The sequence below is a fragment of the Chryseobacterium sp. X308 genome (genome assembly GCF_020733145.1).
In the GTDB taxonomy this organism is placed as follows: domain Bacteria; phylum Bacteroidota; class Bacteroidia; order Flavobacteriales; family Weeksellaceae; genus Chryseobacterium; species Chryseobacterium cupriresistens.
This window is the reverse complement of the sequence record NZ_JAJFZH010000009.1, coordinates 93,236-115,551: the sequence shown is the minus strand read 5'-3', so window position 1 is coordinate 115,551 and position 22,316 is coordinate 93,236. Positions and strand designations below refer to the sequence as shown.

23 protein-coding genes are annotated in these 22,316 nt (G+C 36.8%); 5 read left to right on the top strand and 18 right to left on the bottom strand.

Features of this window, described 5'->3' with window-relative positions; translation table 11 throughout:
* Nucleotides 1–213: 213 nt before the first annotated feature.
* On the top strand, nucleotides 214–2,025 hold the full coding sequence (locus LIV57_RS12095) for a TonB-dependent receptor plug domain-containing protein (RefSeq protein ID WP_227942775.1): 1,812 nt from the start codon (nucleotides 214–216) through the stop codon (nucleotides 2,023–2,025).
* Nucleotides 2,026–2,096: 71 nt separating this feature from the next.
* On the top strand, nucleotides 2,097–2,813 hold the full coding sequence (locus LIV57_RS12090) for a DUF2490 domain-containing protein (protein WP_227942774.1): 717 nt from the start codon (nucleotides 2,097–2,099) through the stop codon (nucleotides 2,811–2,813).
* Here the strand turns inward: LIV57_RS12090 and LIV57_RS12085 are convergent.
* The 13 genes from LIV57_RS12085 to LIV57_RS12025 form a co-directional block, all read right to left on the bottom strand.
* The gene (locus tag LIV57_RS12085; protein WP_227942773.1) at nucleotides 2,810–3,256 is read right to left on the bottom strand and encodes a phosphohydrolase; all 447 of its coding nucleotides are present in this window, start codon (nucleotides 3,254–3,256) and stop codon (nucleotides 2,810–2,812) included. The two genes, LIV57_RS12090 and LIV57_RS12085, sit on opposite strands and share 4 nt — an antisense overlap.
* Nucleotides 3,257–3,337: 81 nt before the next feature.
* Entirely contained in the window at nucleotides 3,338–3,673 is a 336-nt protein-coding gene (locus tag LIV57_RS12080) for a YegP family protein (protein ID WP_110008738.1), read from the bottom strand.
* 27 nt (nucleotides 3,674–3,700) lie between these two features.
* Nucleotides 3,701–4,015 carry a hypothetical protein gene (locus LIV57_RS12075; protein ID WP_202842485.1) on the bottom strand — a complete coding sequence of 105 codons (315 nt, stop codon included), beginning with the start codon at nucleotides 4,013–4,015 and terminating at the stop codon, nucleotides 3,701–3,703.
* A gap of 149 nt (nucleotides 4,016–4,164) precedes the next feature.
* Nucleotides 4,165–5,940, bottom strand: coding sequence for an acyl-CoA dehydrogenase family protein (locus tag LIV57_RS12070; protein ID WP_227942772.1), 1,776 nt, complete (start codon nucleotides 5,938–5,940; stop codon nucleotides 4,165–4,167).
* 125 nt (nucleotides 5,941–6,065) lie between these two features.
* The gene (locus tag LIV57_RS12065; protein ID WP_317259040.1) at nucleotides 6,066–6,374 is read right to left on the bottom strand and encodes a four helix bundle protein; all 309 of its coding nucleotides are present in this window, start codon (nucleotides 6,372–6,374) and stop codon (nucleotides 6,066–6,068) included.
* 101 nt (nucleotides 6,375–6,475) lie between these two features.
* Nucleotides 6,476–7,654 carry a thiolase family protein gene (locus tag LIV57_RS12060; protein WP_227942771.1) on the bottom strand — a complete coding sequence of 393 codons (1,179 nt, stop codon included), beginning with the start codon at nucleotides 7,652–7,654 and terminating at the stop codon, nucleotides 6,476–6,478.
* A 103-nt stretch (nucleotides 7,655–7,757) separates the two neighbouring features.
* Nucleotides 7,758–8,222, bottom strand: coding sequence for an IS200/IS605 family transposase (gene tnpA / locus LIV57_RS12055; protein ID WP_110008743.1), 465 nt, complete (start codon nucleotides 8,220–8,222; stop codon nucleotides 7,758–7,760).
* A gap of 83 nt (nucleotides 8,223–8,305) precedes the next feature.
* A complete protein-coding gene (locus tag LIV57_RS12050; RefSeq protein WP_227942770.1) occupies nucleotides 8,306–10,699 on the bottom strand; it encodes a 3-hydroxyacyl-CoA dehydrogenase/enoyl-CoA hydratase family protein in 2,394 nt (797 codons plus the stop codon).
* Nucleotides 10,700–10,752: 53 nt separating this feature from the next.
* Nucleotides 10,753–11,205, bottom strand: a complete 453-nt coding sequence (locus tag LIV57_RS12045) for a MarR family winged helix-turn-helix transcriptional regulator (RefSeq protein ID WP_062671553.1) — start codon at nucleotides 11,203–11,205, stop codon at nucleotides 10,753–10,755.
* Between the two features lie 165 nt (nucleotides 11,206–11,370).
* Nucleotides 11,371–12,294 (bottom strand): ABC transporter ATP-binding protein, encoded by a 924-nt coding sequence (locus LIV57_RS12040; protein WP_227942769.1) that lies wholly within the window; start codon nucleotides 12,292–12,294, stop codon nucleotides 11,371–11,373.
* Between the two features lie 96 nt (nucleotides 12,295–12,390).
* Nucleotides 12,391–12,768 carry a GxxExxY protein gene (locus tag LIV57_RS12035; protein WP_227942768.1) on the bottom strand — a complete coding sequence of 126 codons (378 nt, stop codon included), beginning with the start codon at nucleotides 12,766–12,768 and terminating at the stop codon, nucleotides 12,391–12,393.
* Nucleotides 12,769–13,537: 769 nt separating this feature from the next.
* Nucleotides 13,538–14,509, bottom strand: coding sequence for a FecCD family ABC transporter permease (locus LIV57_RS12030; protein ID WP_227942767.1), 972 nt, complete (start codon nucleotides 14,507–14,509; stop codon nucleotides 13,538–13,540).
* Nucleotides 14,510–14,532: 23 nt separating this feature from the next.
* A complete protein-coding gene (locus LIV57_RS12025) occupies nucleotides 14,533–15,093 on the bottom strand; it encodes a TlpA family protein disulfide reductase (RefSeq protein WP_227942766.1) in 561 nt (186 codons plus the stop codon).
* A gap of 33 nt (nucleotides 15,094–15,126) precedes the next feature.
* Here LIV57_RS12025 and LIV57_RS12020 point away from each other — a divergent pair, with 33 nt between their 5' ends.
* Both LIV57_RS12020 and LIV57_RS12015 read left to right on the top strand, forming a co-directional pair.
* Complete coding sequence (locus tag LIV57_RS12020; protein WP_227942765.1) at nucleotides 15,127–16,251, top strand: ferredoxin--NADP reductase; 1,125 nt, start codon at nucleotides 15,127–15,129, stop codon at nucleotides 16,249–16,251.
* 56 nt (nucleotides 16,252–16,307) lie between these two features.
* Entirely contained in the window at nucleotides 16,308–16,865 is a 558-nt protein-coding gene (locus LIV57_RS12015; RefSeq protein WP_395974871.1) for a vancomycin high temperature exclusion protein, read from the top strand.
* On the opposite strand, the gene LIV57_RS12010 is transcribed toward LIV57_RS12015, so the two are convergent.
* The gene (locus LIV57_RS12010) at nucleotides 16,862–19,471 is read right to left on the bottom strand and encodes a BamA/TamA family outer membrane protein (RefSeq protein ID WP_227942764.1); all 2,610 of its coding nucleotides are present in this window, start codon (nucleotides 19,469–19,471) and stop codon (nucleotides 16,862–16,864) included. The two genes, LIV57_RS12015 and LIV57_RS12010, sit on opposite strands and share 4 nt — an antisense overlap.
* On the opposite strand from LIV57_RS12010, the gene LIV57_RS12005 reads away from it, so the two are divergent.
* Complete coding sequence (locus LIV57_RS12005) at nucleotides 19,457–20,182, top strand: TrmH family RNA methyltransferase (RefSeq protein WP_227942763.1); 726 nt, start codon at nucleotides 19,457–19,459, stop codon at nucleotides 20,180–20,182. The two genes, LIV57_RS12010 and LIV57_RS12005, sit on opposite strands and share 15 nt — an antisense overlap.
* An 80-nt stretch (nucleotides 20,183–20,262) precedes the next feature.
* Here LIV57_RS12005 and LIV57_RS12000 read toward each other — a convergent pair whose 3' ends face one another.
* The 4 genes from LIV57_RS12000 to cmk all read right to left on the bottom strand — a co-directional run bounded on the left by LIV57_RS12000 (nucleotide 20,263) and on the right by cmk (nucleotide 22,275).
* Nucleotides 20,263–20,763 (bottom strand): phosphoribosyl-ATP pyrophosphatase, encoded by a 501-nt coding sequence (locus LIV57_RS12000; RefSeq protein WP_227942762.1) that lies wholly within the window; start codon nucleotides 20,761–20,763, stop codon nucleotides 20,263–20,265.
* A gap of 3 nt (nucleotides 20,764–20,766) precedes the next feature.
* Complete coding sequence (locus tag LIV57_RS11995; protein ID WP_034694332.1) at nucleotides 20,767–21,075, bottom strand: phage holin family protein; 309 nt, start codon at nucleotides 21,073–21,075, stop codon at nucleotides 20,767–20,769.
* 79 nt (nucleotides 21,076–21,154) lie between these two features.
* Nucleotides 21,155–21,505: a YtxH domain-containing protein gene (locus LIV57_RS11990; protein WP_047431084.1), complete on the bottom strand. Its 351-nt coding sequence runs from the start codon at nucleotides 21,503–21,505 to the stop codon at nucleotides 21,155–21,157.
* A gap of 95 nt (nucleotides 21,506–21,600) precedes the next feature.
* The gene (cmk, locus tag LIV57_RS11985) at nucleotides 21,601–22,275 is read right to left on the bottom strand and encodes a (d)CMP kinase (protein WP_227942761.1); all 675 of its coding nucleotides are present in this window, start codon (nucleotides 22,273–22,275) and stop codon (nucleotides 21,601–21,603) included.
* Between the last annotated feature and the right edge of the window lie 41 nt (nucleotides 22,276–22,316).

The following is a 22,316-nucleotide window of genomic DNA, read 5'->3' as shown; positions in this document are numbered from 1 at the left end:
TAAAATTATTTAAAATTGCATTCATAAATATGTAATAGAGAAATGAGAAAATTATTCAGAGATCTGGTTACACATTTAATGAGAAAAAGATAGAAATTACTCCCTCAGAAAGATGCAGCTTCACGCTGCATCTTTTTTTATGACAACTATCATTTGCCTTTCTTCGTGAACTCCCTTACTTTTGGACTCTCTTAAAAAACTACGGAAACGATTATGATCAAAAAGATAGGAAGTGCTTTTTTTCTGGGATCTTTACTTTGGGTAAATGCACAGGAAAAGACAACAGATATTGAAAGCATTGAATTTCAGGGTAAATTTATCTCTACACCTTATAAAAGCGCTAACCAGAACATCAGCGTTATCACCAGAGAAGATATTGTAAATTCTCCGGCTAAAAGTATCGACGAAATTCTTCAACAGGTGCCGGGAATGGATATCAGAAGGAGAGGAGCTAATGGAGTGCAGAGTGATATCGGTTTCCGTGGTAGTTCTTTTGAGCAGGTTCTTTTATTATTGAACGGAATCAGAATGAATGACTCCCAGACCGGACATAATAATATGAATATTCCGGTAGATCTGGATGAGGTAGAAAAGATAGAAATCATAAAAGGCCCGGCTGCAAGACGTTTCGGACAGAATGCTTATGCTGGTGTTATCAATATCATCACCAGAAGTGTTCCGGGGAAAAAAGTGAAGATAAGCGCAGAGGGAGGAGATTACGGCAGCTATGGTTTGGGATTTAACGCGCAGATCGGAAATGAAAAATTCACGAACTCCCTGCAGGCGAATTCTGCTTCTTCAGAAGGGTATATGTTCAATACGGATTATGAGATCAGAAATGTATTTTATCAGGGAAAGCTGAATATCAAAAACGGAGATGTAAGAGTTCAGGCCGGCTTTTCGGAAAAGAAATTCGGAGCCAATGGCTTTTATGCTTCCAGTGCTGCAACGAAGCAGTATGAAGAAATGCAGGCTTCTATCGTAAGTGTAGCTCATCAGCAGACCTTTGGAAAGCTGAAGCTTAACTCTAATGTGTATTGGAGAAGAGGTCAGGATATGTACCTTTATGACAGATGGAATCCTGATTTTTACCGAAATATGCACATCGGAAATAATGCAGGTGGAGAGGTGAATTCCAGCTATCAGTGGGGGTTGGGAACAACCGGAATTGGTGTTGAGCTTAGAAAAGAATTTCTGGTCAGCAGTAATTTAGGAGACAGAAACCGTTTTGTATCTCAGGTTTTCTTTGAACATCATTTTTCATTACTGGATAAAAAACTGAATATCAGTCCGGGAATTTCATGGGCCAATTATTCTAAAGAAGGGAATTTCTTCTATCCGGGGCTTGATGTAGGCTATAACTTTAATGCTAATTCTAAAATCTACGGAAATATTGCAAAAGTACACCGTGTACCCACTTTTACCGAATTGTATTATGTGAGTAAAACGGAGCAGGGAAATCCGGATTTACAGCCTGAAAATGCGATTTCTTCAGAGGTAGGATATCAATATCTAAATAACAGAATTTTAGCAAAAATCAGTGGATTTCTAAGAAATTCCAATAATTCCATTGACTGGGTGAAAAAAGATCTCAGCGATAAAATATGGTATGCCCAGAATGTAGGTGATATCAAAACCAAAGGAATTGAAGCAGAGTGGAACCACAGACCGACAGATTGGTTAAAATATACGGTTGGCTATACTTATATTGACAGTAAGTATGAAGAAAAAGACGGTGTGGTTTCAAGATATATTCTGGACAATCTGAAGCATCAGTTTGTGTCCAAGTTAGAGGTGAAATTCCTGAAAAACTTTACCAATGAGCTTGTTTACCGTTACAATGAAAGAGTCAATCTGGGAACCTATAATCTTGTAGATGAGAAGCTGAGCTTTGCTAAAAAAGATTACTCAGTATATGTGTTGATTAACAATTTGACCAATACAAAATATACAGAAGCTTTTGGTGTCGGGATGCCGCAAAGGTGGTTCCACATTGGGTTTTCTTATACAATTAATATTAAGTAGGTGTTAATTTAATATTAATGAAAGTTAATATTAACAAATTGTTAAAAAATATACATTTGCAAAAATTTTTTATGAAACGTCTTATAGGCTTAGGTTTATTACTTGGAATATCTTTTTTTAAAGCACAGGAACACATTTCCAGCTTCAATGCAGTGACTCTGACCTATAAGTTTCATCCGAAATTTTTCCTGTACGCAGAGGGGCAATTGCGTGGTAACGAAGATTATACCTACCCCGATTATTATGAGATAAAAGGGGGATTAGGGTATAATCTTACCAAAAACCACAAACCTTTTGTTGGGCTGGGAAGATATGTCAACTATAAAGAACATAGCCTGAGCAGAGAAGAGTTCAGGGTATGGCTTCAGGATGTTATCGATGTTAAAAAAGGTGTTGTAAAGTTTGAAAACCGTTTTCGTGCTGAAAAGAGCTGGTTCTATGAGCCGAAAACAGATCAGACTTCCCAGAGAATGCGTTACCGATACCGTCTGAATGTAAGTGTTCCTTTAAACGCCAAAACCATCAAGAAAGGAACTGTTTTCGCCAATGCTTATGACGAAGTATTCTTTGTCTCTCCGATGAAGCCTACTTTCGCCAGAAACAGAGTCTATGGCGGTTTCGGCTATCAGATCGATGATTATTTTGGAATCGTGAGCGGATATCTGTGGCAGCGTGAATTTGAAGCAAAAGGGAACAAAAATTTACATTTCGTTTACCTTGCTTTAAACATCAACATCGATGGAACAGATCATCACACGAAGAGTTACGATTTCCCGGGTGCGGATTAATATTTCTCTATCAGATAACGATAGGCTTTCAGATATTTATTGAATCTTTTGATATCTTTAGGAGTAAGCTCTCTGTTTACTCTTCTGAGATCCATATTGTCTCGAAGGTCATTTAGTTTTACAGCTACAGAAAGGAGAGATCGTTCCGTTCTTTTGATGAATTCATCATAATCTTCTTCCGGATCAAGCTTTGTAAGGCAGCTGATGGCAAAAATAAGATATTCAGGAAATCCCTCAGATCTTAAATAATCCAGACTAAACTCCTGTGGATGGTCTTCTACAACATCGTGAAGTACTCCAACGATTTTTTCATCCAGTGTTTTACCATAGTTCATCACACGCATTACGTGGGCAATGTAGGGAGCATGGTATTTATCGGTTTGTCCTTTATGAGCCTTATCGGCGATTTTGATTGCTTTATTCAGTAATTCTTCTTTTGTCATTTCTAATGAAAAATAGAGTACAAAAATAAAAAATGCCTTAAGAACTAAGGCATTTTTTATGAAGAATATTTTCAGACGATTTTACAGGTTTGTTTCATCCTCTATATGAGCATGCGGAGCATTGTTTTTTACAGATTCTATTCCGTTTTCCATACCATTGTCAGATTCATACATCTGGCTGGTTCCAATGATCTGCCCGTTTCCGGCTTTTAGATTAAAATAGCATCTGCCGTCATTGGCCGTATTTCTTTCAAATTTTGCATCTTCCTGTGCATTGAGTTTTACGGATCCGATTCCGCTTTCACAGGAAGGTTTGGTACTGTATCCCTGACTGGTTAAAATGACCTGTCCGTTTCCTGCTTTAAGATTAAACTGGAAGTCTCCGTTTGTTCTTTTAGAGATAATAAATTTTCCCATGGTGATAGTTTTTAGGTTGTATTGTGTTTATTTTGACGGTATTATCTTTTTTCGGCTTACCTGAAGCTTATCAGGAGTAACCGAATTTAGAATTTTATATTGTGAATAATCCTTTGAAGGCTCTTTTAAGGCCAGATAAAGGGCAGTATCTTTAGGCATATACGTCAATATCCTGTAAAATTCTTTTTGAGGATGCTCGGGCTTCACAGCAGAATATCCCGGGAATTTTCCTTTAGAAATGATCTTTGTTGTATCAATCTTTGGAGCAGGGACTAAATTGTCTTTTTTTTGTGCCGTAACCATAGCCGAAATGAGGACCAGGGGAAATAATAATTTCTTCATGTGTTATTTAATTTAGAATAAAAATAATAATTTTTTTTGAATATACTTATTGGCTGTCAATAAATCCAATGATCATCATCATAAATAAGGGTGAAAAACAAAAGCGCCCCAAAAATTGGGACGCTGAATCAAATTTATGTTATTAAAGACTAATAAGCTCCTTTCTCAATATAGTGAGCTGCTACTTTTTCAGTAAGGGCTACCACATTTGGATGGTTGGTATATTTAGTGAATCTTCTTAATCCAGAAAGCATCATTCTCTGCTCATCTCCTTCAGCAAAAGAAACAATTCCTTCTTTAGCTGCAGTGATGATTTTCTCAACAGCTTTGTAAAGATTTAACTGAGCCATAGCTGCTTCTACAGATTCAGGAGAGAAGTGTTTCTCTGCTCTTAGTACTGCAGATTCTGCCATGTAGATCTGGTTAAGGATTTCAGATGCATTCAATAATAAATGCTGTTGTTTTTCAATATCCATCATGTATTTCTGAAGAGCAGCTCCGGAAACCATTAGGAATACTTTCTTAAGGTTTGCGATAATTGCTTTTTCTTCGCTCATGAATTCTGAATAATCAGGAACTTCAAATGAAGGGATACCCATCAACTCTTTGCTGATCGCCATTGCAGGAGATAAAAGATCCAGTTCACCTTTCATGGCTCTCTTAATAAGCATTCCTACAGCCAGCAGTCTGTTGATTTCGTTAGTACCTTCATAAATTCTTGAAATTCTTGAATCTCTCCAAGCCGCTTCCATAGGAGTATCTTCAGAGAATCCCATCCCTCCGTATACCTGGATTCCTTCGTCTGCGGTGTGTTGTGCAAGATCAGAAACAAATACTTTAAGGATAGAACATTCAACAGCGAATTCTTCTACACCTTTTAATTCTGCTTCCTGATGGCTTAATCCTGCTGCAACAAGCTCATCAATTTTATCCTGAACATTTTTAGCGGCTCTGTAAGAACCTGCTTCACTTACGAAAACTCCGGTTGCCATTTCTGCCAGTTTCTTTCTGATCGCTCCGAAAGTAGCGATTGAAACACCAAACTGTTTTCTTTCGTTAGAGTACTGGATAGAGTGGTTTAAGATTCTTCTCTGTGCATCAAGACATGCGGCAGCCAATTTGATACGGCCTACGTTTAATGCATTTAAAGCGATCTTGAAACCATTGTTTCTTTCTCCTAAAAGATTTTCCACAGGAATCTTCATATCATTGAAGAAAACCTGACGGGTAGAAGAAGCACGGATACCCAGTTTATGCTCTTCCTCACCGAAAGTTAAGCTTTCAGGGTTTTCAAGTTCAGATCTGTTGATCACAAATCCTGTGATATTTTTATCATCATCAATTTTAGCGAATAATGTAAATGTATCTGCAAATCCTGCATTGGAGATCCACATTTTCTGACCGTTGATGATATAATGTTTTCCGTCTTCGGAAAGTTTTGCTCTTGTTTTCCCTGAATTGGCATCAGAACCGGCATCAGGCTCTGTCAAACAGTAAGCTCCGAATTTTGTTCCCGTTGCTAAATCCGGAAGGTATTTTTTCTTCTGCTCTTCAGTTCCGTAAAGAACGATAGGAAGCGTACCGATTCCCGTATGGGCTCCATAAGCTGTAGCCAATGAACCTGTAGTTCCTGATAGATAATCACAAGCAAGCATTGTAGTCACAAAGCCCATTCCAAGACCTCCGTATTCTTCAGGAACAGCGATTCCCAACATTCCCATTTCTCCCAGTTTACGCATGGTCTCTTCAGTAAATGCGTAATCTTTCTTCTCAAAACGTTCTCTTTGAGGAACTACTTCTCTATCTATAAATTCCTTCGCAGAATCACGAAGCATCTTTTGTTCTTCATTCAGTTCTTCAATACTGAAAATTTCATTTGCAGGAATCTGTTTGATCAGGAATTCCCCGCCTTTTAATGTAGCCATATATTATTTTGTTTTTTTAATTTTTTGAGACATTCAGATAATAGACGGATAGATGATAGATTATTAGTGGCGTCTATTTTCTATCTGTCTATTCTCTCTTTGTCTTTTGTCTTATTAGTCTTTATTTAAAGTATTCTGAAATACCATTGTTGCTTTTTGAAATTCTTCAATCTTAATTTCAAAGATTCAGTTTTTTCATCAGATAAATATTTTCTATGATTTGCTAACAATATTTGTGTTTGCAATTCAAATGAAGAACCTAAAGAAATATCCAAAAAATGACTAAAAGACTTATTTGTCCTGCTTGAACCTTCAGCTATATTTGATGGAATTGAAATTGCACATCTGTCCATTTGCTTTTTCAAACCATACTTTTCATAAGTCGGAAAAGTATCTGTAAGATCTAAAGTTAATCTTGATAATTTCATACTCATTTGCCAGATTTTAAGCTTTTTAAAATTGTGCCTCTTAAATCATTCATACATTTTTGGTGTCTTTAAGTCTATTATCTATCCGTCTATTCTCTATTTGTCTATTAAAGAAGTTCAAAAATAGAAGCTGCTCCTTGACCTGTTCCCACGCACATAGAAACCATTCCGTACTTGTTGCCTCTTCTTCTCATTTCGTCAAGAAGTTGTACCGTTAGTTTTGTTCCTGTACATCCAAGCGGGTGTCCAAGGGCGATTGCTCCTCCGTTTACGTTTAAGATATCAGGATTTAAGCCTAATTCTTTTTTGATTGCAACCGATTGAGAAGCGAATGCTTCGTTAAGCTCGATCAAATCGATATCTTTTAATTCTAAACCAGCCTGTTTCAATGCTTTTGGAATAGCATAAATTGGCCCCATTCCCATGATTCTTGGTTCTAATCCGGCTGCAGCATAAGCCACTAATCTTGCCTCAGGCTCCAGTCCTAATTCTTTTACCATTTCCTCACTCATTACCATTACGAAAGCGGCTCCGTCACTCATCTGAGAAGAGTTTCCGGCAGTAACACTTCCTCCGTTGGCAAATACAGGTCTTAGTTTTGCTAAACCAGCTAAAGAAGTATCTGCTCTAGGCCCTTCATCTACTGAAAAATCAAACTTTTTAGTCTGCAGTTTCTGATTTTCGTCCAGGAAATTATATTCTACAGGAACCGGAACAATCTGGTTGGCAAATTTACCTTCCTGATTAGCTTTTAAAGCCTTCATATGAGATTCAAAAGCAAACTGATCCTGTTCTTCTCTTGTAATATTATATTGTTTTGCAACTTCTTCCGCTGTATAACCCATTCCCCAGTAGTAATCAGGGTTTGTTTTTGCGATATCCGTTTCAGGAACCGGCTTATAACCTCCCATAGGAATATATGACATAGATTCTGTACCACCAGCGATGATACAATCTGCCATACCAGCCTGAATTTTCGCAGAAGCAATAGCAATTGCCTCACTTCCTGATGCACAGTATCTGTTCACGGTTACTCCCGGAACTTTATCGGTATTTAACCCCATCAAAGAGATCAGACGTGCAACGTTCAGTCCCTGTTCAGCTTCCGGCATTGCATTTCCTACGATAAGGTCGTCAATTCTGTTTTTATCTAATTGTGGTAGCTCAGCCATTAATTTTTCAATAACAGTAGCCGCCATGACATCAGGTCTTGTAAATCTTAAACTTCCTTTTGGAGCTTTTCCAACGGCAGTTCTGAAACCTTTTACTATGTATGCTGTTTTCATTTTTTTTGTTTAATTAAATTGTTTTAAGAATTTTTTGCCTCGTAGAGGTAAACTGTTCATAGATTTTGCTTTTGCTTTTGCGGAGCTCCGTAGGAGCGACCTGTTAATCATTAATCCATTCAAATAAATATTTTGGATCATATTCTATCTCAAATTTTGACATAAAATCCAGGTATTCTTCTCTAAAAGTTTTCTTTTTATGATGTTCTTCCTGATTTAAAATATATTTTACAACAGAATCAACACTGCTTTTAGAATAAGAAAAAGCTCCGTACCCTTCCTGCCAATTGAATTTTTCATCTACCCATCCTTTTTCATTGATGAATTTTGAAGAACCTGCTTTAATATCTCTTACTAAATCTGAAACCGAAAGTGTAGGATTCATACTTACAAGAATATGCACATGGTCAGGCATTGCAAAAACTGCGAATAATTTTTGATTTCTATTGGAAACAATACCTGTTATAAACTGATGTAATTCTTCTCTGTTTTCTTTTGAAATCAGATTTTGTCTTCCTTTTACCGCGAAAACAATTTGAATATAAATCTGAGTGTAGGTGTTTGCCATACATTAACAGGTCGCCTCTACGAGGCTTTCCGATTTTTTTAATTATTCATGCTATTAACAGTTCGCTCCTACGGAGCTCTCTATTAGTTTCTCAAAGGTTTCCCATTTTGCAACATATACTGAATTCTCTCTAAAGTTTTTCTTTCCCCACAAAGCTGAAGGAAAGTTTCCCTTTCAAGGTTCAATAGATATTGTTCTGTTACAACTGTTGGCTCCGATAGATTTCCGCCTACCATCACGTTGGCCAGTTTATCAGCGATTTTCTTATCGTGTGCAGAAATAAAGTTTCCGGTTAACATTTGGTCTGTTCCTACATAGAACATTCCTAATGCGTCTTTACCCAAAACTTTTACTTTCTGTTCGATGGGCTGGGTATAGCCTTGTTCTGCTAATAGTTTCGCTACTTTTTTCGCTTCAGCAATCTGTCTGTTCTTGCTAACTGAAACAATGTCTTTACCTTTTTCAAGGATTCCCATATCGTAAGCTTCATAAGCAGAAGTCGCTACTTTACCCATGGCGATGTTCATGAAAGCATCACGAAGTCTGTTATTTTTAACATCATCGTTGTGGAATTCTCTGGAAGTTCTTAAAGTCAGTTCCTTAGTACCACCACCGCCAGGAATTACTCCAACTCCGGTTTCAACAAGTCCGATATAGGTTTCTGCAGCGGCAACCACCCGGTCTGCATGCATCGTCATTTCGCATCCTCCACCTAAAGTCATTCCGTGAGGAGCAACTACAACCGGAATAGAGGAGTAGCGTACTCTCATCATTGATTTCTGGAAGTAAGCGATCGCCATATTCAGATCATCCCAATCCTGCTCAATAGCCATCATAAGGATCATCGCAAGGTTGGCACCTACAGAGAAATTAGCTCCCTGGTTTCCAACTACTAATCCGTCATATTCTTTTTCTGCCAAATCAATTGCTCTGTTCAATCCGTCAAGAACTTCGCCTCCAAGAGAGTTCATTTTTGAACGGATCTCAAAGTTGATAATTCCGTCTCCCAAATCTTGAATAGCAGCCCCTGAATTGCTCCAGAGTGTTTTATTTTTTCTGATATTATCTAAGATAATGAATGCATCCTGGCCAGGGATTTTGTTGTATTCGCCTGAATTTTTATCAACATAAATAATTTGTCCCTCGTCATTCACTTTATAGAAAGTCTCTACATTTTTCACCCAGTCTGAAACTTCATATCCGGCATCTTTCGCCAGTTCAATACCTTTCTGAACACCTACGGCATCCCAGATCTCAAAAGGTCCGTTTTCCCATCCGAAACCGGCTCTCATGGCGTCGTCAATTTTGTAAACTTCGTCAGAGATTTCAGGAACTTTGTGTGAAACATAAGCGAATAATGCCCCTAAAGACTTTCTGTACAATTCACCCGCTTTATCTTTACCACCGATCAATACTTTGAATCTGTCGATTGGCTTATCAATAGATTTTGTTAATTCCAGAGTAGGGAAGGATGATTTTCCTTGAAGTTCATACTCCAAAGTATCAAGGTTTAATCCGTGAATTTCAGATTTTCCTTCTGCATTTTTCACTTTTTTATAGAATCCTTGTTCCGTTTTTGAACCCAGCCATTTATTGTCCATCATTTTCTGGATATAAGGAGGAAGGGCAAATACATCATTAAAGTCGTTCGCTTCTGCACCGCTCTGGCGGACACCGTTGGCTACCATTACCAAAGTATCAAGACCTACAACGTCAGCCGTTCTGAATGTTGCAGATTTTGGACGTCCGATTACGGGACCTGTTAATTTATCAACATCAGAAACGGTAAGTCCTAATTTTTGTACATTGTGAAGAAGATCCATCATAGAAAACACCCCAATTCTGTTGGCAATGAAAGCTGGTGTATCTTTGGCTAAGACAGTCGTCTTACCCAGGAATTTCGCTCCGTAATTCATATAGAAATCGATGATTTCAGGAGCTGTATCGTTGGTTGGGATAATCTCTAAAAGGGGAAGGTATCTTACCGGGTTGAAGAAGTGTGTTCCGGCAAAGTACTTCTTGAAATCCTCGCTTCTCCCTTCTGTAAGGAGATGAATAGGAATACCGGATGTATTGGAAGAAATTAATGTTCCCGGTTTTCTGAACTGTTCAATTTTTTCGTACACAGACTTCTTGATATCAAGTCTTTCAACGACTACTTCAATGATCCAGTCGGTATTTTTTATTTTCGGCAAATCATCATCGAAATTTCCGATTGTAATTCTGTCTGCAAACTTTGGTGAATAAAGAAGTGCAGGACTTGCTTTTTTAAGTTTTTCAAAGTTTTCGGAAGCAATTCTGTTTCTTACTGCTTTGTCATCTTTGGTCAAACCTTTTTTCTGTTCAGCTTCAGTTAGTTCAAAAGGAACAATATCCAAAAGTGATACTTCAACGCCGATGTTGGCGAAGTGAGCAGCGATTCCGCTTCCCATAATTCCTGAACCAAGAACCGTTACATGTTTGATTCTTCTTTTCATATGTAAATTTTTATTTGTATAAGATGATATGAGCCCGAAGGCTTCATCATAATTTATTTCCTGTTATTTAATAATTCGTTGGCTATTTTCATGATTTCACCCATCACATCTTTGAAAGCCTCCAGTTTTTCCGGAGAAATTTTTTCCATCACCTTCTTGTTGAAATTCACAACGACTTCCTTAGACATATTTCTGGAGTTTAATCCTTTATCTGTAAGTTTGATGATCACCTCTCTTTTATCAGTGGTGGTCTTCTCCTTATAGATGTATCCGTTATCTTCAAGAAGTTTGATGATTCTTGTTAAAGAAGTGGGTTCAATAGCCATCTTCGGTCCAAGATTGGTACTTCGGGTTCCTTCTTTAGGATCTATTTTTAAAAGTGTGAGTGCCTGTACCGCTGTGGAATCATGTTCCTGGGCTAATTCTGTGTACATTTTAGAAACAGCCAACCAGGTCTGTTTTAAAATTAAATCTACGTTTTCTATTTTTTCCTTATTATGATCCATCATTTTTGCGCCAATGGTTTTACCCAAATTTAATAAATATTATGCATGCATAATATTTATTAACGTTAAATTTTGTTAATAGGCTGTAAATAAATGGATTAAATTGTATGATTAGCATAATACTATGCATGCATAGTATGTGGATAAATCAAAGAAAATCAAGTATTAATGAATGTTTGAGACTAAAATAATGATTTCTTCAAAAGATTCACATTGATAGGTGGAGGAATCCTTAGCAATTACCCAAAATGGGTTCTGAAATTCGAAATTCAGGTCAGACAGGTCTTTTTGGAAGTTTTTTTGAAGCAGAGAATACAGCATTTCCTTGTGAAACTGCGGGGCAGAGATAACTGGCGGAATAAAGGTCTCATTGATTTGAAATAAGGAAGCATTCGTAAGTTCATTATGCTGAAGCAAAATGTCCTCAACAATTCCGGAATACAGATGATTCTCCTTTACATACCATATTTTGTCCGCAAACTCTTTGGCAAGGCGCCAGTCGTGAGACGAAAACAGGATGATTTTATTCTGTTCCTTAGCCAGCTTTCTCAGGGTTTTAAGAATGATGATTTTATTTTTTTCATCCAGATGGGTAGTAGGCTCATCCAGAATGATAATAGGCGAATTTTGGGTGATAGCCCGTCCGATAAACGCTTTCTGAAGATTTCCATCTGATAGGTTTTTCAAAAGAGTATATCGGTACTGATTAAGTTGCAGTTCTTCAATAATATGTGCAACTTCATCGCGGTCTTCTTTTTTTAATTCAAAATAAAAAGGGTAGTAGATATACTTTCCCAGAGAAATAAGATCTTCAACGGTATAATGCTGCGGAATAACCGACTTTGAAAAAACAATGGCAATGTTCTCCGCAATCTCTTTTACCGAAAGATTTTTTACATTTTTTCCATTAATAGCAATTTCCCCGCTCAGTAAAGGAAGCTGATGCAGGATAGATTTGATTAATGTTGTTTTTCCTACACCGTTATTACCAATCAGCAGGCATACATCACCAAGCTTTAAATCTGCATTGACATTGGAGATTAAAGTTGTATTGTAGCCGATATTTGCCTGTTTGATCTGTAGATGCATGTTTTTGTTCGTTTTCGCGAAGACGCAAAGTTTTTTACAAAAATAATGTTTTAAGACGCAAGGAATTTGACTTTGTCAAATTTTATCCTCTTTACTTTATAAGTTGTTTACAATCCTTGTTACTCCATTTTTGAAAACATCAGATTGGAAGTTAAGTAATAGTCCCAATTTACAGTTTGTCATTTTTAAGTAAGTTAAAAGCTGCGCTTTATGAGTAGGTGATATATACTCAACTGTTTTTATTTCCAGAATTACTTTGTTTTCAATAATCATATCGAGTTTGAAAGCGTTCTCTATTTTCAAATCTTCATAAATGATTGGAAGTAGCTTTTGCTTTTCTACTAAAAATCCTGCTTTTGTTAACTCATAGAACATGCATTCTTCGTACACATGCTCAAATAATCCTGCTCCAAGTTTTCTGTGAATCTTTAAACCTGTTTCAAAAACTACTTTTGATAATTCATTTTCTGTCATTTGTGTTTTGTTGGACTTAAATATATGAATAGTTGCTTAATAATTACAAAGACTGTTACTAATGATTTTGGAACATAGTATGCCTATTGATGCGAAATGTTGGGTAAACGCGAAGACGCAAAGGCTTTTAATATTTTGTGTAATATTTTAAGGCGCGAGAAAATCGAAGATTTTCAGCAAGGTATTGGAGAAATTTTTTGTTTAGAATATGAGGTGTTCAATTTTATCGGAGATAAAATCTTTGCGCCTTAAAACAATGTCAAACTCATTTTTATTGCGTCTTTGCGCTTATCCAACAAAAAAGTTACCTCTTATTCTGCTTCTACAGCATCAACAGAATGACAGGAATCCCGAATACAGAACTTATTACATTCAGAGGAATCTGACTTTTTTCGGCAATGACAGAGAAAAATAACATGATAAGCATTCCCAGAAACATATCGAGAATCTATTCCTAGCATAGTTGAGCTTAAATATATGAATTGTTAGATAAGTATAATAGATGTAAGTATATACTTATCAACATTCAAAACTATACTATTAAGTTTATTAGGAAGTCTGTTGGGTAAACGCGAAGACGCAAAGGTTTCTAATATTTTTATGTAATATTTTAAGGCGCGAGAAAATCGAAGATTTTCAGCAAGGTATTGGAGAAATTTTTTGTTTAGAATATGAGGTGCTCAATTTTATCGGAGATAAAATCTTTGCGTCTTAAAAATATAAAATTTTTTAAAAGTTTTTTGCGCCTTTGCGTTTATCCAACAAAAAATCACACTTTATTCTGCTTCAACAGCATCAACAGAATGACAGGAATTCCGAATACAGAACTTATCACATTCAAAGGAATTTGTGTTTTTTCGGCAATGACAGAGAAAAATAACATAATCAGCATTCCCAGAAACATATTAAGAATCCATTGCTGCCATAATCTGGATGGATTATAAACAAGTCTGCAAAAGTGTGGCACAATGATTCCAATAAACAGAATAGGTCCTAAAAATGCAGTAACAGAAGCAGATAAGAGAGAAGACGCCACGATTATTAAAAGTTTCAACTGTTTCAAATTTACACCTAAACTTTGTGCATAGGAATTGCCCAGAGAATTTCCAATGAGCGGTTTTATCGCTCTGAAGCAGATCAACATTCCGGTTAAAACCAGGACGGAAAGTACATAGATCTGATTCCTCGTTACCATATTATTCGCTCCGAAAGACCATAAAATATAGTTTTTAAGACTCTGATTTTCTGCATAAAACTGAAGCAGAGAAACAATAGCTCCGGCAAAAGCAGAGACAAGGAATCCAAAGATAATAAGATACGATTTGTCCTGAAATCTATTGGACATAGAGAGGAGTACTAACATCAACAATAAGCTTCCTCCAATAGCTGATAAACTGAGAAAACTATTCTGTAAAAATTCAGGAAGGGAAATAGTATGGGAAAAGAAAATATAAAAAGCGACTGATAAACTGGCGACTGATGTTATCCCCAATATATCAGGCCCAGCTAGCGGGTTTTGAAAATATTCCTGCATCAGAAAACCAGAAGTAGGAATGGAAATTCCAGCCAGCATCATTACCAGAACACGGTTGATACGGATTTCAGCAATTTGATTCTGAGCGGAATCCTGAAAGAAATCCTGGAAGCTTAAACTTAAAAATCCTGTGTTCAGATTAATAATTGCGCTTGCAATAATGGCAATCACGAATAATAAACACAGGATTTTAAATCTTTTTGACATGATTCAGAAAGAGTTCAGTCTATTTATTTTAGGAAAGAATCGATTTTAGAATTCAATACATCTTCCGTCATCATTCCCAGATATTCGTCGGTTTTATCACCTTTTCTCATGAAAGTAAAAGGAATAGAACCTCCGTCCCATTGTTTGAAGTTATTGTGGAAGAAGTTTTGATCTAATTTTTGTCCATCCAGTAGGATAATACTGCTTCCCAATTTATTTTCTGCAGCAAAATTCTTAACAGCACCAGCCCAATCTGCCTTATCATCAAGGTTGACGAAAGTGAATTTTACAGGTTTTCCTTTCAATTCCTCCATTTTACTTTTAAAGCTTGGAATTTCTCTGATACATGGGCCACACCAGGTTGCAAAAAAGTTGGTTACATATAACGTATCATTATTTTTTGCCAAATGCTGGCTTATGTTTTCAGGAGAAAGTTCTTGGGGGATAGCTGTACTTCCTTCAGATTCTGTAGTTTGAGATACAGAAACAGGGTCTGTGCCAGCTGTGTCTTCAGTTTTCTGACCTTCTTTTTTACAGCTGTAGAGAGCAGTAAGAAGTAACGTGGAAAAAATTATCTTCTTCATAAATTATTTTTTATCTATTTTTGAATTGAAGTTATGGAACAACAAATCTATAAAGGGAAACTGATACAGTTTCATCCGTTAAAAATAGCGAAAAAGGAAGAGCTGACCAAAAATACTTTTTCTCTGGAGTTTGATATTCCTGAGAATTTAAGAGAAAATTTCAGGTTTGAAGCCGGGCAGTTCGTCAGTATACGATTTCAATCACATGGGGAAGAGGTTATTAATGATTATTCAATGACTTCGGCTCCTTATGAAGGAAAAATATGTCTGGGGATAAAGGTGAATTCCTCTGAAGGAGCTACTTCGCAGTTATTTCAAAATTATAATGCTGGTGATGAACTTTGGGTAAGTGAACCTGCCGGAAGATTTACCATTGTATCCAAGCCCAGCGAATTCAGAACTATTGTTGCTTTTGCTGCTGGTATTGGGATTACGCCCATTTTGAGTCATTTTAAAAATATTCTCCACAACGAACCCAGAACACGGCTGTTCTTATTTTTTGGAAATAAAAGTTCAGAAGATTTAGTCTATCGCGAACAGCTGGATAATCTTGCCAGAACATGTGGTGACAGACTTCAGATATTTTACTTTTTTTCTCAGGAGAAAACGGCAGATCAGTTTTTTTATGGAAGACTTGATGAAAAAAAGCTGAATCTTATCATCAATCAGATCCTTCATTTGGATGATACAGACGAGGAATCTACAATCTGGGATGCTGTAGACGAAGTGCTGATCTGTGGAAAAGGTGAAATGATCAAAACTTTAGCTAATGCCTGCTATCATCACGGAATTCCGAAAAAGAATATCCATTTTGAACTTTTTGAAGAATTTAATGACGATATTTATCCTGTGGAAAAAGAATTTCCTCTTATTGAAAATATAGAGGTCGAATTTACCATGCTTGGAAAGAAATATACCACTTATCTGCCTGACAATAAGGATAAAGTCCTACAGCAGCTTTTGATGCAGAAATTTCCTGTTCCTTATTCCTGCAAGTCAGGAATCTGTGGAAGCTGTGAATGTTCTCTGGAGGAAGGGGAAGTAGAACTGCTGGAGAATGAGTATCTTACCGAAAAAGAGGAGGAGCAGGGACATATTTTAGCTTGTATGTCTATTGTGAAAAGTAAAAAAATAAAGCTTAACTTTGATCTTATTTGAGAATTATTAGGAACATATTTAACCTTGGATTTATATCACTGGAATTGGGAATTCTGATGATATGCTTCTGTAATGTGTGGGTTTTCGGGCTTACCAATGGAAGAACTTATACCAAAATCTCAAAAATTCCGCCAAGGGAAATTGCACTGGTTCTGGGGACATCTCCAAAAATGAGATCAGGAAAATCAAACCCTTATTTCACCAAAAGAATGGATGCGACTGCCCTTCTTTACCATCATGGGAAAATCAAGAAAATTATAGTAAGCGGGGAAAAAAGCAAAGGTTATAACGAGCCAGGAGCTATGAGAAATTATCTGGTTAACCAGGAAGGTGTGCCGGAAGATATTATTGTAGAAGATCCGAAAGGGTTCAATACCTATAAAAGCATTCTGCGTTGTAAGGATGTTTATAAGAAGAAGAATGTCATTATTGTATCTCAGGGATATCACAACCTGAGAGCATTGTTTTTTGCAAGAAATAATGATATGAATGCCCTGGGGTTTGATGCGCAGGATGTCACAAAACCAGAGAGTTTCTACAGAAACCAGACGAGGGAAATCCTCGCCCGTGTGATTGCTGTAGTGTATTTTATTTTAGGCGTTTCTCCGGATTAGAAAGGATATCCGAACGCGATATTAACTGTAGGTTTGAAAGGCTGGATGAATTTGAATCTCCATCGGTCGCCTTCAGGTTTATTCGGGTCATAGATCTTATACGCAAGGTCAATTCTCGCCGTTACATAGGCAATATTTAATCTTAATCCGAATCCACTTCCGATACCTACCTGTTTCCAGAACTTACCGAACTTAAATTCATCTCCGTATCCGTCATTATAATTACGAAGACTCCATGTATTTCCGATATCGGTAAATAGTGCGCCTTCATAAGTTTTATTGAAAGGAATTCGGTATTCAATATTGGTGGTAAGCTTCAGGTTATCCGTCATATAAGTACGAACTCTTTCGTCTACCTGAGAATCGGCAGGACCTAATCCTCCAAAGGCTACCCATGCTCTGATATCGTTGGAACCTCCATTGAAATAAGACTTGATGATGGGCATATCCTTAGAGTTTCCATAAGGTATTCCAACTCCGATAAACTGGCGCAGTACCAATGTCTGGTTTCCGTTAAACTTGAAATATTTTCTTGTATCAATATCAAATTTTACAAACTGTGCATAGGGCAGCCCGAAAATAGTTCCTTGCGGGCCGGTAACAATACCTCCGCCGTTATCTTTTTTATTGAATATACTTAATATATTTCCCGCAAGCTCCACTTTTCCGTTAAAATAAAAGGCATTTGGATATTCCTTTTTTCCAATTTCACTATAAACAAAATTATAGATCATAGAAGAGATAAGGACATCCTGGGTCTGTCTGTCTTTGTTGACCAATGTTCCGGTAAAGGCTGTTAAAAGATCTCTTCCCTGCTGATTAAGACTTCCACGGTAAGCATCGTTCTCAATAATCATTTTGGAAACTTCATCTACATTCAGTTTTCCATCTTTGTAATCTTGTCCGGTCTGCGCGGTTTCCGGGCTAAACATAAAATAATTTCCGAATACTTCATCTTTTACCCTTCCGTCATTCACAAAGTAGTCATAGTAGGCATCTTTATTTTTTGTCAGACTGACCTGAGTATTGAATAAAGTAAGCTTGTGATACACCTGATCATTAACACTTGCCTGATAATTCAGTCCGGTATTGAAAATCAACCTTCCCAAACCTATGTTGTTCTGTATGGATGCCCCCAGCAAAATAGATGATGTAGGCGTGTATCGTTTTGGAATAAACTTATAATAATTGAAAGGAAGCAGCAGTCGTGGGAAGTTCAGGGATGCCTGAGCTGATATTTCGTAGGCAGCAACTCTTTTACTGATATCTTTTGTACTTCTGATAGAACCAAATGTCCCTGAAAGGCTGGTAGAAAGGTTTTCTGCTCCTCTGAAAACATTTCGCGTGGTAAGGTCAACAGAAGGAGAGATCCCCAGATTTAAAACCTGAGAATAATTGATATCCGTTCCCACTTTAAGTTCGTACTTTGGTAGTGGTTTCAATACATACAAAACATCAACAATACTGTCGTTAGGAGAAGTCATTCCACCTTGTCTCAGAGAGTCTCTGGCTTTAACGATGCTGAAGTTATTCATCGATAAAAGATTTCTCTTGGTAACGTCCAGTTTTGTCTGGTCAAAAACCTTTTTATTGTCCGGAATAATAGCTCTCCATACCGATGAAAGTTTATATTTATCATTCATCGTATGGAATCTTATTCTCCTTAAGCTGTCTTTTTTGGTATTTTTAGGATAGTCACCGGGTTCATCCACAATGGCCACATCAATATTTCCAAAAGTGGCTATTTTATAGGGAGTATCCAGAGAATCTTTATGAATTTCCAGGGTTAAAGGAACTTGTTTTCTGCTTTTAAGTGAATCTGCAACAAAAAAGACTTCATCATTGGAAGCATTGAACCTGTAGAAACCAAATTCTCTCATCAGATCAGTAATTCTGGTAACCTCTCTTTCCAGAACGGTCTGGTCAAGGATCTGTCCTGATCTTACAAGACTTCTGTTCAGATTATAGTTGTAATACCCTTTGATCCCCTGATCCGGAATATTATAGAAATAATCCTTGATACGCGTAGGTTCGTTATGTTTGATGGAATAATTAACCGATGCTTTTTTGGAAGCGGAATCCAGCGTATGTTTAAAATTGACATCAGCATCCCAATATCCCCTGTAGGTAAGTCTTTTCTTGATAGATTCAGCACTTTTTTCACTTCTTGTCTGATCAAGAATAACCGGCGGTGTTCCCCAGTTGTGCAATAGACGGTCAAAAAGAAGGCTTTTCCCGACACTGCTTTTCATATTATATTTAATAAATAAAGAATCTCTCAGCTTCTGATTTCTCATCTCACCGGGATAGGTCATATATTCATTAAGTATGGTGTCGTATTTCGGATCCGCCATATTGTACAGGAGGAGACTTAATGGCATGAAAAGAAACTGCTTTTTGTTGGGCTTCTGCTGAATATAATCTTTAAGTTCCTCATCGAAAAATACTTTCTTATCCTCGAACTCTAAACTGTTCTTGGTAAGCAGGTATTCGCCGTCAGGAACTTTTTTTGTCGTACTACAAGCATAAAGGAGACCAACAAATGTTGCAAATGAGATAATTTTATAATATTTTTGAGGAGAATTCTTATAATGCTTACAGCTCATACAATAAAAGTTTTACAATCTTTAGATAAAAAGAAGTTCAGACAAAAATACAATTTGTTTTTGGTTGAAGGTAATAAAATCATTTGTGAACTTTCTAATTCTAACTTTAAAGTTAAAGAAATATTGTCAACCGATCCACAAAAATTGGACTGTACTGACATTCCTGTTACCCATATCTCTGAAAATGAATTAAAAAAAATAAGTTTTCTTAAAACTCCAAAAGATTCCGTGGCGGTATGTTATCTTGCTGAGGAAGAAAAATGGGAAGATAAGAATATACAATTGGTTTTGGATGGAATACAGGATCCCGGAAACCTGGGAACCATTATACGTCTTGCAGACTGGTTTGGTATTGAACAGATCATCTGTAGTGAAGACACTGTAGATGTTTACAATCCGAAAGTGATTCAGGCAACCATGGGATCTTTTACCCGGGTGAATGTTGTGTATACTGATCTGGTGGAATATCTTTCCAAAACAGAGAATGTAAATATCGGAACGGATATGGAAGGGGAGAATATTTATACTTTTCAGAAACCCGAAAAGCTAAACCTTATTTTAGGAAATGAAGGAAACGGAATGAGACCGGAGACGGAAAAACTTGTACAAAAAAGTATCAGTATTCCTAGATTTGGAAAATCCCAGTCTACAGAAAGCCTGAATGTATCAATGGCTGCCGGGATTATTTTAGGACAATTATTTTCAAAATAGAAAATCAGAAACCAGAGGTTGGAATGGTGGATAAACTACTTATCAATATTCTCTAACTTCTGGTTTCTGATATTTAAAACCTATATCAATTGTTCCATACTTGAAACACTTTTGTTTTTCTGGTATACTTCTATTTTTTTTCTGACATATTTCAGCGCAATAGGAGCAAGGTAAATCAATGCAGCACCAATCAGTTTATTCTTCCAGTTGGAGCTTTTCATATTCTTTTTGGCATAGTTCCCTACGATAGCAGTAACCCCTAGTTTTACAAGCCCGTCTGTAAGATTTCCTCCTTTGAAAGCAGAGCTGGCAATTCCTACAGCTGTATTTTTGCTGATTAAAAGGTCTTTCACCTCTGAAGTAAGCTGTTTGGCAATGACATCTTTCCTTAGGACCACTTTTTCATCACCGTCTTCATCAATCTTTTCCTGAAGATACTGATCAGTTAAACCATTGGTAAATGCACTCAGGCTTTCTTTTGTATTTTTGAAGGTCAGAAGATTTTCAAGATCACTAATTTCACCCTGAAGCAGTTTTTTCTTTCTTCTTAATTCTTCTATGCTCTCGTATTTTCTGCCCATAGTTTAATGATTTAAAAATTTAATAACCTGATCTGCAACAGTATTCACAATTTTTGTTTTGAAGGCAACAACAAACGCCATTACCAGTGCATAAAATGCAGCAACAATTAAGAATCCATAGGAATAATTATCCAGTGCTTTTCCGATAAGGAAAGCGATTCCAAAGTTGAAAAGGATAATAAAAAAAGCAAAAGCAACAAGCAGTACTACAAAGTAAGTAATGAGCCCGGCAGAAAGTGACGACTTTTCAGTCGCTTCAATTTTCAGAAGATCGATTCTCTTGGAGGCGTATTCTTTAATAGTTTCTATCATTGTTTTTTTTTAAAGTTACAAAAAAAGGAACTTTCGCACAAAAGTTCCTTTCTGTAATTTACTTAAAAAGATAAATTACTTATTTTTTCAGATCATTCAGTTCTGCTTCTACATCTTTTGCCAAATCTGCAGTTTTAGAAACAATCTGATCTTTGTATTTGTCATATCCGTCTTTCACAGTATGTGCTACGCTGTTTGCCGTTTCTTTGAAAGTAGAAGAAATATTACTGTACTGGTCTTTCACTTTTTCAGAAACCTCACCGTATTTGTTTTTTGCCTGATCTTTAAGATCATTTGCCTTCGTTTTGATTTTTTTTCTGGTTTCTTTACCTTCTTCCGGTGCGTATAACATTCCTAAGATTACACCTGCCGCAGCACCTGCAAGAAGTCCTGCCAATATACCTGCTGTATTATTTCCTTTTCTAGACATTTTAAGTTTTTTAATAATTAATAATAGATTAGTTTTTACAGTAATAAAACTTACAATTTGTATACCAAAGGAGGCCTAAAGCCTATTAAAAATTGTTAAATCTTTTGGATGTGAGATAAAATAAGCTGTATGGTTTCCTCTTTGGTGAGTGCCGAATTATCAATGACAATAGCGTCGTCAGCCTGCTTCAAAGGGGCTATTTCACGCTCACTATCGATTTTATCGCGTTCTACAAGGTTTTGCTTTACCTGTTCCTTGTCCGCCTCAATTCCCAGTCCTTTCAGTTCCAGAAACCTTCTGTTGGTTCTTTCATCAATACTGGCGGTAAGAAAGAATTTATAGTCTGCATTTGGCAGAACTACTGTCCCGATGTCACGTCCGTCCATAATAACGCCACCTTTTTCTGCCAAAGTGCGCTGTGACTGCAGGAGGAAATCTCTCACCTCTTTCTGCTTGGCAACAAGGCTTACATTATCAGATACGATATTGGTACGGATTTCCGTAGAGATATCTGTGTCATTCAGGAAAAGAATAAGTGTGCCGTCGTTGTTTTTAAATTCAAGTTTAATCTGGTCAAAAGAAGAGAACAGCGTATTCAGATCAATCTCGCCGTTTTCATTCAGACAATGCTGTAAAGCATACCAGGTAACTCCTCTGTAAAGCGCTCCTGTATCCATATGAATAAGTCCCAGTTGATCAGCAATGATTTTAGAGATAGAACTTTTTCCGGTAGACGAGTACCCATCGATAGCAATTACAGGTTTTTTCATACTGCAAATTTCAAGATTTTTTTTAGAAAATCAAGAGGAAG